General features: G+C 45.0%; 12 protein-coding genes. 8 read left to right on the top strand and 4 right to left on the bottom strand.

Annotation, left to right across the window (positions count from 1 at the left end):
• Positions 1 to 4 precede the first annotated feature (4 nt).
• Positions 5 to 1,144 (top strand): glycerate kinase, encoded by a 1,140-nt coding sequence (locus DYADSP32_RS10800; protein WP_149242723.1) that lies wholly within the window; start codon positions 5 to 7, stop codon positions 1,142 to 1,144.
• Positions 1,145 to 1,215: 71 nt separating this feature from the next.
• Entirely contained in the window at positions 1,216 to 3,024 is a 1,809-nt protein-coding gene (gene uvrC / locus DYADSP32_RS10795; RefSeq protein ID WP_149242724.1) for an excinuclease ABC subunit UvrC, read from the top strand.
• A gap of 18 nt (positions 3,025 to 3,042) precedes the next feature.
• Here uvrC and DYADSP32_RS10790 read toward each other — a convergent pair whose 3' ends face one another.
• The gene (locus DYADSP32_RS10790) at positions 3,043 to 4,257 is read right to left on the bottom strand and encodes an NAD(P)/FAD-dependent oxidoreductase (protein WP_149242725.1); all 1,215 of its coding nucleotides are present in this window, start codon (positions 4,255 to 4,257) and stop codon (positions 3,043 to 3,045) included.
• A 118-nt stretch (positions 4,258 to 4,375) separates the two neighbouring features.
• Between DYADSP32_RS10790 and DYADSP32_RS10785 the strand changes: the two genes are divergently transcribed.
• The 6 genes from DYADSP32_RS10785 (at position 4,376) to DYADSP32_RS10760 (ending at position 9,939) form a co-directional block, all read left to right on the top strand.
• A complete protein-coding gene (locus DYADSP32_RS10785; protein WP_149242726.1) occupies positions 4,376 to 5,434 on the top strand; it encodes a saccharopine dehydrogenase C-terminal domain-containing protein in 1,059 nt (352 codons plus the stop codon).
• 55 nt (positions 5,435 to 5,489) lie between these two features.
• Positions 5,490 to 7,028, top strand: coding sequence for an aldehyde dehydrogenase family protein (locus tag DYADSP32_RS10780; RefSeq protein WP_149242727.1), 1,539 nt, complete (start codon positions 5,490 to 5,492; stop codon positions 7,026 to 7,028).
• 127 nt (positions 7,029 to 7,155) lie between these two features.
• The gene (locus tag DYADSP32_RS10775; protein ID WP_149242728.1) at positions 7,156 to 7,422 is read left to right on the top strand and encodes a PqqD family protein; all 267 of its coding nucleotides are present in this window, start codon (positions 7,156 to 7,158) and stop codon (positions 7,420 to 7,422) included.
• Positions 7,423 to 7,426: 4 nt separating this feature from the next.
• Entirely contained in the window at positions 7,427 to 7,867 is a 441-nt protein-coding gene (locus tag DYADSP32_RS10770) for a lasso peptide biosynthesis B2 protein (protein WP_414617687.1), read from the top strand.
• Positions 7,868 to 7,892: 25 nt separating this feature from the next.
• Positions 7,893 to 8,813: a serine kinase gene (locus DYADSP32_RS10765; RefSeq protein ID WP_149242729.1), complete on the top strand. Its 921-nt coding sequence runs from the start codon at positions 7,893 to 7,895 to the stop codon at positions 8,811 to 8,813.
• Positions 8,806 to 9,939, top strand: a complete 1,134-nt coding sequence (locus DYADSP32_RS10760) for a nucleotidyltransferase family protein (RefSeq protein WP_149242730.1) — start codon at positions 8,806 to 8,808, stop codon at positions 9,937 to 9,939. Before DYADSP32_RS10765 ends, DYADSP32_RS10760 begins: the two co-directional genes overlap by 8 nt.
• Here the strand turns inward: DYADSP32_RS10760 and DYADSP32_RS10755 are convergent.
• From DYADSP32_RS10755 to rsfS, 3 genes are all read right to left on the bottom strand, one after another.
• Positions 9,936 to 10,883 (bottom strand): aldose 1-epimerase, encoded by a 948-nt coding sequence (locus DYADSP32_RS10755; RefSeq protein ID WP_149242731.1) that lies wholly within the window; start codon positions 10,881 to 10,883, stop codon positions 9,936 to 9,938. The two genes, DYADSP32_RS10760 and DYADSP32_RS10755, sit on opposite strands and share 4 nt — an antisense overlap.
• Before the next feature lie 94 nt (positions 10,884 to 10,977).
• The gene (gene ftsH / locus DYADSP32_RS10750; RefSeq protein ID WP_149242732.1) at positions 10,978 to 13,032 is read right to left on the bottom strand and encodes an ATP-dependent zinc metalloprotease FtsH; all 2,055 of its coding nucleotides are present in this window, start codon (positions 13,030 to 13,032) and stop codon (positions 10,978 to 10,980) included.
• A 71-nt stretch (positions 13,033 to 13,103) separates the two neighbouring features.
• The gene (gene rsfS, locus DYADSP32_RS10745; protein ID WP_149242733.1) at positions 13,104 to 13,487 is read right to left on the bottom strand and encodes a ribosome silencing factor; all 384 of its coding nucleotides are present in this window, start codon (positions 13,485 to 13,487) and stop codon (positions 13,104 to 13,106) included.
• Positions 13,488 to 13,521 lie beyond the last annotated feature (34 nt).

The following is a 13,521-nucleotide window of genomic DNA, read 5'->3' as shown; positions in this document are numbered from 1 at the left end:
GGATATGAAAATTGTAATAGCGCCGGATAAATTCAGAGGGTCGCTGGAGGCTACCGATGTATGCAAGGCAATTGATGAGGGCGTGATGCGTGCATTTCCTGCTGCGGTAACGAGGTCGGTGCCGCTGGCAGATGGAGGTGAGGGTACCGCCAGCATTCTTACGGAGTATACCGGTGGCAGATTTGTGCCGGTAGATGTTCATGATCCACTTGGACGAATAGTTGGCTCAACTTATGGCATTTCCGGAGATGGTCTGACTGCATTTATTGAGATGTCCGTTGCTTCCGGACTGTCTTTGCTTTCCCGGGATGAATATAATCCAATGCTGACAAGCACCTATGGTACCGGACAGTTGATCAGGCACGCACTGGATAGCGGAGTAGCAAAAATAGTGCTGGGTATAGGAGGCAGCGCCACAACCGATGGAGGGATAGGGATGGCTGCTGCTTTGGGGTACGAATTCTATGATCAAAAGGGTATTTTGCTCGACCCGGTTGGTGGTAGCCTTGGACAAATCCACCGGATATCCACGGACAAGGTTGATTCACGACTTCAGTCAAAAAAGATTGTAGTGGCTTGTGATGTAACCAATGAACTCCATGGCAGATTAGGGGCCGCTTATGTCTACGGTCCGCAAAAGGGAGCTGATGACGCTATGGTAGTAAACCTGGATGAAGGTTTGAAAAATTTATCCCGTGTTGCTTCGGAAAAGTTTGAAAAGGACTACAGTGATTACCCTGGTGCCGGTGCGGCGGGCGGTCTGGGAGCGGGTGCACTTTGGTTTTTAAGTGCTGAACTTCATCCTGGAGTAAATATTGTGATGGAGCATACAGGCCTTGAAGGACTGGTTCAGGAGGCCGATCTTGTCATTAGTGGAGAAGGAAAAGTGGATGATCAAACTTTGCAGGGAAAAGTAATAAAAGGACTTGCAGTACTGTGCCAAAAACACAGTGTGCCACTGGCAGTAGTTTGTGGTACATTGAGTATCAGCCCCGAAGAGGCCCGGGAGGCGGGAATTACCTGCGCGGTGTCTGTTTTAAATAAACCCACCACACTCGAACAAGCACAAAAGGAGGCTTTTGAAAATATCCGGGATGCAACTTTTAGTTTAGTACGCTTGTTTTTTTCGGGCAGGGAAAGCTGATGCGATAGTTCTTCGTATGACACGATATAGGTTTTCATGCAAATCATATTGCCTCAATACACGTAGAATTAATGCCTGATTTTAATTACAAGGATGAGCTTTCCAAGATACCGACCGATCCCGGAGTCTATCGATACTTTGATGAGACAGGTCAGGTAATCTATGTGGGGAAAGCCAAAAATCTGAAAAGCAGAGTTTCAAGCTATTTTCTAAAATCCAACCAACATGATCGCAAGACCAGGCGTCTGGTAAGCCAGATTCGTCGGATCGAATTTACCATTGTATTGAGTGAATGGGATGCTTTGCTTCTGGAAAATCAGATAATAAAGCAGCTACAGCCCAAATTTAATATTCTTCTCAAAGACGATAAAACCTACCCCTTTATATGTGTTACCAACGAGCCTTTTCCTCGTGTTTATGTGACCCGGGTTGTTGACAAAAAAAAAGGTACTTATTACGGGCCATTCGCCAACTTACGATCCATGCACACGTTGCTGGATATGTTCAAATCCCTTTATACACTCAGATCCTGCCAATTGCCTCTCACCGAATCGACCATTGCGGCAGGAAAATTCAAGGTTTGCCTGGAATATCACATTGGTAACTGCAAAGGACCGTGTGAGGGTTTGCAGGCTGAGAAGGACTACAATCTTGAAATAGATCAAGTGCATCATATCCTGAAAGGGAATCTCTCCTTACCGCAGCAATATTTTAAAGAAAAAATGCTCGCGGCAGCGGAAACAATGGCATTTGAGCAGGCCCATTCCTGGAAGACCAAGATAGAGCATCTGTCTAATTTTCAGAGTAAGGCGACGGTCATTAATCCCAAATTGGGAAATCTGGATGTGCTTACCATTGTTTCGGACGAAGAATCGGCATATCTCAATTTTATGCGGATTAAGGAAGGATACATGGTGGCCACGCAGAACGTAGAAGTCAAAAAAAGGCTGGATGAAAGCGACCAGGAGATACTTGCCCTGATGATCGTGGAAATGACATCGGTTTATGGTGCCGGGCCAAAAGAATTACTCTCCAACATGAAGCCGGATGTGGAATTGAAACTTGATCTGACTGTTCCTCAAATCGGGGACAAAAAGAAGCTTCTGGACATGTCCATGAAAAACGTGATGTATTTCAGGCGCGAAAAAGCTGAGCGACGTGAAGTGGAGGCGTCGGCCACTTCATCAAAGAAAGATCGGGTACTTATCAAGCTTAAGGCAGATTTACAACTCAAAACATTACCAAGGCATATTGAGTGCTTTGATAACTCCAACATTCAGGGTACCAATCCGGTGTCGTCGATGGTGTGTTTTAAAGAAGGCAAAGCTTCTAAAAAGGACTACCGTCATTTTAACATCAAAACGGTGATTGGTCCCAACGATTTCGCATCCATGAACGAAGTGGTGGGAAGAAGGTATTTGAGAATGATTGCTGAAAATGAAACCCTGCCTGACCTCATCGTCATTGATGGAGGGAAAGGTCAGCTGAGTGCCGCTTGCGACGCTTTGAAAAGTCTGGGTCTTTATGGGCAGGTGCCTGTGATCGGTATTGCCAAAAGGCTGGAGGAGATTTATTTCCCGGAGGATTCACTTCCTTTATACATAGATAAAAAGTCGGAGTCGCTCAAACTTATTCAGCAGATACGTGACGAAGCACACCGTTTTGCCATCACATTTCACAGGGATAAGCGAAGTAAAGGAAGTTTGGTCAGTGAGTTGGAAGGTGTTGAAGGAGTAGGTAAAGTGACCGCAACCAAGCTGTTGAAATATTTTGGTTCGGTTAAAGGGATCAGAGAAAGTTCAATGGAAAAGCTTACAGAGATTGTGGGAGCGGATCGGGCTAAAAAGGTGAGAGCCTATTTTGACAAAATGGTTCAGTAACCGGGGGCCTTTGGCTCCTTAGTTACCGATGTTTTTTCCAACAATATAGCCCGTTGTCCAGGCATTCTGGAAATTGAATCCACCCGTGATGCCATCCACGTCGAGCACTTCTCCTGAAAAATAAAGACCGGGAACCCTGGTACTCTCAAGGGTGTCCTGATTTATTTCGGATAGGGCTATTCCACCACAGGTAACAAACTCCTCCTTAAATGTCGTTTTGCCTTTGACCTCAAACTGTGAATTGGTTAATAGCTCAGTCATCCTGTTCAGCACTTTATGGGATGCATCTGCCCATTTCAGGTTCTCGGAAATGCCAGCTTTAGAAGCCATCTCCTTCCAGAGTCGGAGGGATAATCCAAATCGGGCATGTGATGCAATTTGTTGCTTTGGGGTCTTAGTTTTTTCGGCCAAAAAATATTCTCTTACCTGCTGTTCATTCATGTCAGCTACCCAATTGACACGGAAGGTGAAGTCGTAGTTTTTTTCGGCGAGATCTCTTGCTGCCCAGGCCGATAGTTTTAGAACCGCAGGTCCGCTAAATCCCCAATGCGTAATCAACAAAGGTCCACGCCATTCATGTTTTGTGCCCGCGATTTTTACATAAGCATCAGGAACAGATATACCTGCCAATGATAACAGATAACTGCCGGGTGTGTTAAAAGTAAACAAAGAAGGCTGGGGTTCAATGATCTGGTGTCCATGTTCACTAAGCCATCCGAATCCGCTTAGTTTAGGGTAACCTCCCGTGGCTATCAGTAGCTTATCGGCCAGGATGGTTTCTTCATTATCGAGTAAAACAGAGAAATGACTGTCTATTTTACGAAAGGATTTAACACTTTTCCCTGTCGCAATTCCGATATTCAGATTTCGGGCATTCCTGATGAGGCATTCAATAATCGTTTGGGATGAGTCGGAAACGGGAAACATACGGCCATCGGATTCAGTTTTCAGATCCACCCCTCTTATTTTAAACCACTCAATGGTGCTTTGCGCATCAAAACTAGCGAAAAGCTTTTTGAGTAATTTCTCACCTCTGGGATAGTTTTTGGTAAAGAAACGCACTTCCGATGGCTTATGCGTTACGTTACAGCGTCCACCGCCTGATACGCGTACTTTATTCAGCACCGATTTATTTTTCTCTAAAATCAGAATGTCGGTGTTAGGGAAAGTTTCGGCAGCTGTGATGGCAGCCATAAATCCCGAAGCACCCCCTCCAATTATCACGATTCGCATCACTTATATATATTAATAAACCTGGCTCAAAGCTCGCTTGCCATTTATAAATCTGCAAATTCTTTTCTTATCTTTCCTAATAACATTATATGTTTTAATTTAATCATGGTATAATCACATGAAAAAGCTACTTGTAATTGGAATGGGTAAGGTAGGGTCTTTGGTTGGTTCGCTCCTTCAAAAACGATTTGAAGTGACCGGTGTAGATAAATCGGCTCCCGCTGTTGCTTTACCTTTCAGGATAGTGGTAGGGGATGTAACACACACTGATTTTTTGGACTCACTTTTCGCCGGGCAGGATGCTGTGGTTTCTTGTATGCCCTATAATCTGAATCTGCCCATCGCACAAGCCGCATATCGTAGTGGAATCCACTATTTTGATCTCACGGAGGATGTGGGTACAACGGCCGCTATCCGTGAGATGGCCAAAGACAGCAAGGGGGTAATGGCCCCGCAATGTGGTCTTGCACCTGGCTTTATTGGAATAGTGGGAGCTGACCTGGCCAAAAAATTCACTCGGCTACGGGATATTGAACTAAGGGTGGGCGCGTTACCCAGGTATCCTAATGGACTGATGGGGTATTCATTCACCTGGTCACCTGCTGGTGTGGTGAATGAATACATCAATGATGCGGAGGTCATTCACAACGGCACGCGTAAAATGGTACCTTCACTGGAAGGAATTGAAATGATTAATATCGAGGGGCAGGAGTTTGAAGCTTTTAGTACTTCGGGTGGGCTTGGAACCATGTGTGAGACGTTTGAAGGAAGGGTCGACACCCTGAACTACAAAACAATCCGTTATCCGGGACATTGCAGCCTGATGCGTTTTATGCTCTATGAGCTCATTTTAAAAGAGAAGCGGGAACTCATCGAACAGATCCTCACAGAAGCCAAGCCACCGGTTCAGCAAGACGTGGTATATGTATATGCTGTAGTGGAAGGCTGGAAGGACGATCATCTGGAGAGGGAGGAATTTTACCGGGCATACCATCCGGTTCAGATCGATGGGCAGCACTGGAGAGCCATCTCCTGGACCACAGCAGCATCCATTGCTTCAGTAGTAGAAATGGTGGCAGATGGTTCCCTGCCCGATTCAGGTTTTATTAAACAGGAGGATATCAGGCTGAATAATTTTTTAAACACGTCCAATGGGCAATTTTTCAAAGAAGTCTGACTTTTCGGAAATTGATTAAATTGAGGGCTGATCGTAAAATCACAACATGTAGGAAATGATTGAAATTGATAAAGTACTGAAAAGGCTTGGTGTACAGGCCAATAATTCCGGGGTGAGCACGGGGTTAAAATGTATAGAAGGAAGCGGTGATATTCTGGAATCCTTTTCTCCGGTTGATGGGAGAAAAATTGCGGGCGTCAGTAGTGCAGACGGAGATGACTATGAGCTTGTGATTAAAAAGGCGCAGGATGCATTTGGTAAATGGAAATTGATCCCGTCACCAGCCAGGGGAGAGATTGTTAGGCAGATGGGAGAGCAGTTCAGATTATACAAGCAGGATTTGGGTACGCTGGTAAGTTATGAAATGGGTAAGAGTCTTCAGGAGGGCCTGGGTGAAGTTCAGGAGATGATTGATATCTGCGACTTCGCCGTGGGGCTTTCCCGGCAGCTTTACGGACTCACCATGCATAGTGAGCGCGTAAACCATCGAATGTACGAGCAATGGCACCCTTTGGGTGTGGTAGGCATTATTTCAGCGTTCAACTTCCCCGTAGCCGTGTGGTCCTGGAATGCCATGCTGGCTTTGGTATGTGGAAACGTGTGTGTATGGAAGCCATCTGAAAAAACACCGCTGGCTGCGCTGGCTTGTCAAAATATTATTAGAAAGGTACTTGAACAGAGTGAGGTACCCGAGGGTGTGAGCAGTGTCATGATTGGTGGAAAGGATTTGGGCGAGCTCCTGGCCGGCGATACACGTATTGCCTTGGTGTCTGCAACAGGAAGTACGCGCATGGGCAAGTCGGTAGCCGAGACGGTGGGCAGAAGACTCGGCCGAAGCTTACTCGAACTGGGAGGGAATAATGCAGTTATTGTCACGCCTTCGGCAGATCTGAAAATTGCCATACCGGGAATCGTTTTCGGAGCAGTAGGGACGGCAGGGCAGCGCTGTACTTCCACCCGCAGGGTAATTATTCACACGGATATTTTCGAAGAAGTAAAGGGCAAATTGATCGGAGCTTATAGGCAGCTCCGTATTGGTAATCCCCTGGACGAAAATGTGCATGTAGGCCCATTAATTGATAAGGCCGCAGTGAAATCCTATGAAGATGCAACGAAGAGAATTCAGGAGGCAGGCGGGACTCTTTTAACAGAATATGCAGTTTTATCGGGGCCAGGTTTCGAATCAGGATGTTATGTGGTACCTTGTATCGCAGTGGTCGAAAATCACTTTCCGATCGTTCAGCAGGAAACTTTTGCGCCCATACTGTACTTGATCCCCTATACGGATTTGGAGGAAGCTATTGCGCTTCAGAATGCGGTTCCCCAGGGATTATCATCTGCTATCTTCACCTTGAATGTTCGGGAATCGGAGGCCTTTCTGTCTCAGGTGGGATCAGATTGTGGCATTGCCAATGTTAATATAGGCACTTCGGGAGCGGAAATTGGTGGGGCATTTGGCGGAGAGAAGGAAACGGGAGGTGGCCGCGAGTCGGGGTCAGATTCCTGGAAAGCTTACATGCGCAGACAGACTTCGACGATCAATTATGGGGAATCTTTACCACTCGCACAAGGAATAAAGTTTGAGATTGAGTGATTATTATTTCTAACTTTACAGCAAATACCCATTCCAGGGGTTACTTTGCACTCCTGGGTAATAGAAGAAAAGGGAAAACCATTTATGGCTTTCGGTGAAAAACGGATCGCCCAAGCTTACATACACGATGAGATACCAGTTAACATCCCAACAAATAGCCTCCAAGGTAGCAGAAGAAATAGTGATTTTGAATCATAATAAGGGCGCGTATTATGGCTTGGACGAAGTAGGCGCCCTGGTTTGGGATAGTCTCGAAAAGGGGCCACAAACCATTGAATCCTTGTGTGAAATGGTTTCGGGTGAATACGAAATTGATGCTGCGACATGTAAGGCTGATATTGATGCTCTGCTTTCAGATCTTATTTCTGAAAAACTGGTTGAAACAACAGATTAATCGATTGGGAAAGGTTCTAAAATACTGGACAAAATGGACACAATTAACTTCCTCGCGGAAATTAGCTTTTGTTCGTGCCGTATTTTCTCTTCTATGGATCAAAGCTGGTTTGGTATTTTTGTCATTCTCCGGCTTCCGTAAATTGTTTTACTGGCTTTCTCGTACAAGGCAGTACTCCGAAATTTCCGAGAAAAAAACCGATGATATTGTATGGGCGGTGAGTACAGCTGCCAATATTTTACCTTTTGAATTACTTTGCCTGCCTCGTGCCCTGGCCACTAAGTATTTGATGCGAAACGTCTCATCCCTTACACTGGAAATTGGCGTAGACATTAACCCGGGAACGGGATTTGAGGCCCATGCCTGGATTGAAAGAAACGGTAAGATCATTATCGGAGATTGGTCCGATTCGGTTTCTTACAAACGAATATGGGTATGGCAATAATGACTTTCACGCTGTCTTGCGATACATGTATTTTTACAAAGCTTACGGATTAAGAATATCGTCAGAGATCGAGCTTCCCGAACTGAGTGCTGACGAAGCTGGAGCAAGTATTGATTTGGTGATCAAACTGGGTGAAGTAATCCTGCCGGGATTGTTTAAGACCACCATTCATCGCCGGGGTATACAGGCCTATTTTGGCCAGCTGGATGATCAGCTGTTTTTGAACTGGGAGGGGATAGCTGCCTTTAAAGCTGTTGATGCAAAAGTGCTTACCATTAATCCCTATACCAAGGATCCGAATTTACTGAGTCTTTTCACGGTAAGTGAGGCGATTGGTTTGATTCTCTTCCAAAAGGGGCATTTTTTGCTGCATGCCAGCTCGGTTCAGGTGGGTGAGGAAGCATGGGTTTTCATGGGAAATCCCGGGGCTGGAAAATCAAGCACTGCCGCCGCATTTATAAAGGCTGGTTGTAGAATGCTGAGCGATGACCTCACCGCCATCAACTTTGACAGTAGCGGTAGTCCCTACATCATTCCTGCCTACCCGCAGCTTAAAATTTGGGAGAATACGGTAAACGGTCTTGCTTATACAAAATCGTCACTCGTTCCGGTAAGTGAGGGCGTCAATAAATTTTCATTCCAGCCTAAGGACAATTTTTCGCACGAGCCCATTCGACTAGGACAGGTTTTTTTCATCCATAAGGCAAAAAATCGCCCTATTCTTAGATCATTGGTCCCTTCGGATATACCGGTCAAAATGTTAAGAAATTTTCCTTTACCTATTCAGCTTGTGAAAAATGAACATTTGAAGCAACACTTTTTGCAAAGTTTCAAATGTGCCAGCTCCGCTAAAATCTGGGATAAGAGGCGTCCCGATGGGTTTGAGAACCTGCAGAAGTGGGTAGCACAATCATTGGAGAAGCATAGTTTCGGTAAAAATGGATAAAAATGTAAAGATTTCAGCGGAGTTGTCGACTTTAATTAAGGCGGCATTGAGAGGAAATGAAGATCTTTCCTTATTTGACAACACATCACCCGACTCAGCCAGGTTGGCCATTCTTTCCCGATATCACCAGGTGCAGTCTCTGCTGTACGATTATTTGACGGCTCATCCGGGGTTAATCCACGTACAAGATTTCGAAGATCTGAAAGCGCACAGCATCAATGATGCGGTCTATAACATGATTTTTCTACGTAAATCACTGGAATTGAATGCTGCATTGAGAAACAATGCCGTGGACGCTTTTTTAATGAAAGGCGCTTTTTGGGCCTGGTGGCTTTATGAGAGACCAGGATTGAGAGAATTCGGCGATATCGATTACTTTTTAAGGAAACAGCATATCACAAAAGGGCTGCACGTGCTAGGTCGCTTCGGTTTTCAGCCGGATGCTTACAGGAAATTCTTGCTTGAAGACGAGAGCGTTTCACGGCTGTATTTTGAAACCGATTATCAGCTTCCTCTGGTACCGGATGTAGAAAGTGCCGTTAAGTCGTTGGAAATTCAATGGAATTCTTCATACCCGCGGTTTTCCTATGAGTTTACCTGGGAGGAGCTGATGTCGCGCACGATGCTGTTTGAGGTGCTGGGTGAGAAGATTGAGGTACCTTCACCTGATAATCAGTTACTGATGATGCTCGTTCATCATGCAGGTGTGGAGCAGTGGGATAAGTTGAAATACATGGGAGATTTTGTCAGGCTACTGCGTAAATTTTCTGATACCCTGGACTGGCCCTATGTAATAAGTGTCGCCCGGGACAAAGGTTTTTACCAGCTCCTGCTTCAATCGCTGGGTTTGGTACGCATGCTTACGGGTGAAGATTATGGCAAGTACATTGCTGGCGATAACCTGTCAGATTACCCTTCTGACAGCCTGGCATCGGCCGTACTGGCCCATTGGGAAAACAGGCGAACGAAACCGATGACCAAGTCCTGGCGTATTTTTTACTTCAACATGAAATATAGAGACAGGATAACTGACAAGCTCAGAATCCTGTTAAAACATGTGGCTTATCTTCTGGAGTGGCGGCTTCTTTTACCAAAAGCACGATGGTATTACCGAAACCGTGTTTAGCGCAAGCGAACTCCGATAGTACCTTGCATAATGCTCCCCGGCGCCAATACATTTAAGCCCTCACCGTTGTTGAATGCATTCACATTGGCTGTAAGGGGTTCTATTGCTACACAATCTCTTTCCGGCGGCGTGTATATCACCAGGTGATTGAATTTTCCTTCTCCGGTTTCCTGTTCGATTTGCAATGTCACATCCTGATTGTCTGAGATCAGGTAGGTGGAGGCATTATTACCCGTATGTTTTACATGAAAAGCATTGTCCAGCACTTTTTTAAACAAAGGTGTTGGGCCGGATAGGGGGAATGGCTCTCTACCCACCGGCATCATATCTGAGTCAAAGGTCACGATCTCCTCCGATGGAATATCAATTTTCCAGGCGTCTGTCATTTCATTACCCAGCCTGAAATAGGGATGCCACCCAAACATGATCGGAGCGGGTTCGGTGCCGGTATTTTTGGCAATATAAGTGAGGTTAAACAGCCCATTGGCGTAAAGGGTGTAACGAATAGAAAAATTAACCTGGAAGGGGTAGCCCTCGGCATCGTGCAGGTTGTAATGAAGTTCTATACAGGCATGATCCTCATTAATCACTTGTTCGGTTAAATGAAAGTCCTTTTTTCTCACCAATCCATGGATAGCACTGTCATGTGAAGGATCATTGCGTGCGAGTATGTATTCTTTTCCCAGAAAATTGTACCTGCCACCTGGTATTCGACTTGCAAAAGGAAATAGTAATTCGCTTGCGCTCTGTGTATCACCTTGCAGGGTATCCGGCGTTCCCGGCGTCTTCAAAACTGAAAACAAGGTATTGTCCTTACGAAGCGATAACTGACGAACAATTCCACCCAACTCGGGGATTACCACAAACCTGTTTCCGGTAGCATTTTCCTGAATGATATATTCTGTGAGTTCGCCAAAATGCTGTTTTTGTATTTCAAAATGCATGCTTAAAGTGTTTAGGAAAGTAAATCATAAAGTAAAAATAAAACCGGGCACAAACAAATGCCCGGTTTTCTAAATAAATAAAATATAATACAAATCAAGAGTTGGAAATGTCCTTTTCTTCTGTAACCATCTCACTCTGCTCTTTGTCTTTTTCTGCATTTTTAAGGACTTCTTCATGTATCGCAGCTTCCTCGTTTGAGCGGCGATTGATGTAAGCCTGATAGCTCGTCTCCTTTTCGAAAGGACGTTTACCAATTAATTTTTCAAGATCACTTTGAAAAAGAATCTCCTTGTCAAGTAACTCTCTTGCAAGAATCTCAAGCAGATCACGCTTCTCAAAAAGCATCTTTTTAACAAACTGGTAGGCCTGATCAATCAATTTACGAACTTCTTCATCAATGGCCTGAGAGGTCGACTCCGAATATGGCTTTGTGAACGCATAGTCACTCTGTTTTGAATCATAGTAAGAGACGTTTCCTATACGCTCGTTCATACCATACATTGTTACCATGCTGTAGGCTACTTTAGTTACCCTTTCCAGGTCACTCAGTGCACCGGTGGATATTTTCCCGAACACTACATCTTCAGCTGCACGACCACCCAGTGTCATGCACATCTCGTCAAAAAGTTGTTCTGTGCGATACAAATACTGCTCTCTTGGCAGATATTGGGCGTAACCAAGGGCTGCAACACCACGAGGAACAATAGAGACTTTAACCAAGGGGTCGGCATGCTCCAGAAACCAGCCTGACACTGCATGACCCGCTTCATGGTAAGCAACAATTTCTTTTTCCTCAGGCGAAATAAGCTTGTTCTTCTTTTCAAGTCCACCAATTACGCGGTCCATGGCATCCTGGAAATCCTGCATGGTCACTTCTTCTCTGTCGCGACGTGCAGCAATCAGGGCGGCTTCGTTACAAACGTTGGCAATTTCAGCTCCTGCAAAACCTGGTGTCTGCGATGAAAGCTTTTGAATATTAACGTCTGTGGACAGTTTCAACGGTTTCAAATGGACTTTGAAAATGGCTTCACGGCCAATCACATCTGGCTTGTCCACCGAGATCTGGCGGTCGAAACGACCCGGGCGAAGTAATGCCGGATCCAGTACATCGGGTCGGTTGGTGGCTGCAACGATGATAATTCCAGAGTCTGTAGCAAACCCGTCCATCTCAACCAAAAGTGAATTCAGCGTGTTTTCACGTTCGTCGTTCGATCCCGGCATAGCGCCACGACCCCGTGACCGTCCAACGGCATCAATCTCATCAATAAATATGATACACGGCGCTTTTTCTTTTGCCTGTTTAAATAAATCCCGAACCCGTGCAGCACCTACACCAACAAACATTTCAACGAAGTCGGATCCGGATAGGGAAAAGAATGGTACACCCGCTTCGCCAGCAACGGCTTTGGCCAGGAGTGTTTTACCGGTTCCGGGAGGGCCTACAAGCAGAGCACCTTTTGGAATTTTGGCACCGAGTTTTTTGAACTTGTCAGGGTGCTGAAGGTATTCTACAATCTCTTTTATTTCTTCTTTGGCCTCATCCAGACCCGCGACATCATTAAATGTAATTTTAACCTTGCTGTCTGCATCAAAAAGGGTTGCTTTGGATCTGCCAATATTGAAAATCTGCCCTCCGGGTCCTACTCCTCCCGACATTCTGCCAAGGATAAAGTACATCACCAGTATCATAATAATGAAAAAGCCCCAGGTTCCTAAGAAACTGGTCCAGTCATTACGGGTATCCACGAGCATAGGAACCTTATCGTCGTTGGGTACGCCTTCCTGCATCTTCTCGAAATCCTTCTTAAACGTCTCAGCCGAAGTAACCTGAAACTGATAGTGCGAAGGTGATTCACCTCCAAAGTACGGATTCTCCTTCGAAACGGTTTTGTATTTGTCAAGCTTAAGGGCTTCCGGCTTCAACGTGATCTCCACCGTTTTGTCATTCACGATGGTGACTTTTTCAACCTCCTTCGACGACATCATTTTCTCAAATCTTTTCTGATCTGTATCGCGAACTGTCGATGTCCTGTTTAAGTACGTTATACCTAATATGGTAGCTATCAGAGCAGCAATAATCCAACCCTGATACCCTTTCTGAGGACTTTTCGGATTGAGTGGTCCTCGCTTATTATCGTTTTCAGACATTATGTATGCTAATTATGGGAAATTTATTAAACAACACTGCACAACCGGCTAATGTTCATTGCCATCGTTATTTATGCGACTGCATCTTCGAAATGGGTTACAATGGCATCACCCCACAACTCTTCGAGATCATAATGTTTCCTGCGATCCTTATTGAAGATGTGGACAACCACATCGACATAGTCAATCAAAATCCATTCGCCGTTTGTTTTTCCTTCCTTTTGCCAGGGATCGGTTTTGGTAGATTTATATACTTCGTCCTCGACAGAATTGGCCAATGCATCGATTTGGGTATCGGAGTTACCCGAACAGATAACAAAAAAATCTGTTATTGAATTTTTTACTTTTCTAAGGTCTAGAATTGTTATTTCCTGCCCTTTTTTTTCTGCCATTCCTTTCGCTACCAGCTCGGACAGTTGTTTTGAAGATACTTCTTTATTTTTGCGTTCTTTCATGCGTAGATTAGTCCCATTACTTGTAATCCTAAAA

It is taken from the genome of Dyadobacter sp. 32, assembly GCF_902506755.1.
Lineage (GTDB): Bacteria > Bacteroidota > Bacteroidia > Cytophagales > Spirosomataceae > Dyadobacter.
Note: the sequence above shows the minus strand (reverse complement) of the source record. Positions and strands in the feature narration are given on the sequence as shown.

Excerpts from the sequence above, each read along its gene's own strand:
- DYADSP32_RS10765 (WP_149242729.1), top strand. The coding sequence starts at position 7,893 with ATGTATTTTTACAAAGCTTACGGATTAAGAATATCGTCAGAGATCGAG.
- DYADSP32_RS10785 (WP_149242726.1), top strand. The coding sequence starts at position 4,376 with ATGAAAAAGCTACTTGTAATTGGAATGGGTAAGGTAGGGTCTTTGGTT.
- DYADSP32_RS10780 (WP_149242727.1), top strand. The coding sequence starts at position 5,490 with ATGATTGAAATTGATAAAGTACTGAAAAGGCTTGGTGTACAGGCCAAT.
- DYADSP32_RS10775 (WP_149242728.1), top strand. The coding sequence starts at position 7,156 with ATGAGATACCAGTTAACATCCCAACAAATAGCCTCCAAGGTAGCAGAA.
- rsfS (WP_149242733.1), bottom strand. The coding sequence starts at position 13,487 with ATGAAAGAACGCAAAAATAAAGAAGTATCTTCAAAACAACTGTCCGAG.
- DYADSP32_RS10800 (WP_149242723.1), top strand. The coding sequence starts at position 5 with ATGAAAATTGTAATAGCGCCGGATAAATTCAGAGGGTCGCTGGAGGCT.
- uvrC (WP_149242724.1), top strand. The coding sequence starts at position 1,216 with ATGCCTGATTTTAATTACAAGGATGAGCTTTCCAAGATACCGACCGAT.
- DYADSP32_RS10790 (WP_149242725.1), bottom strand. The coding sequence starts at position 4,257 with ATGCGAATCGTGATAATTGGAGGGGGTGCTTCGGGATTTATGGCTGCC.
- DYADSP32_RS10755 (WP_149242731.1), bottom strand. The coding sequence starts at position 10,883 with ATGCATTTTGAAATACAAAAACAGCATTTTGGCGAACTCACAGAATAT.
- DYADSP32_RS10760 (WP_149242730.1), top strand. The coding sequence starts at position 8,806 with ATGGATAAAAATGTAAAGATTTCAGCGGAGTTGTCGACTTTAATTAAG.
- ftsH (WP_149242732.1), bottom strand. The coding sequence starts at position 13,032 with ATGTCTGAAAACGATAATAAGCGAGGACCACTCAATCCGAAAAGTCCT.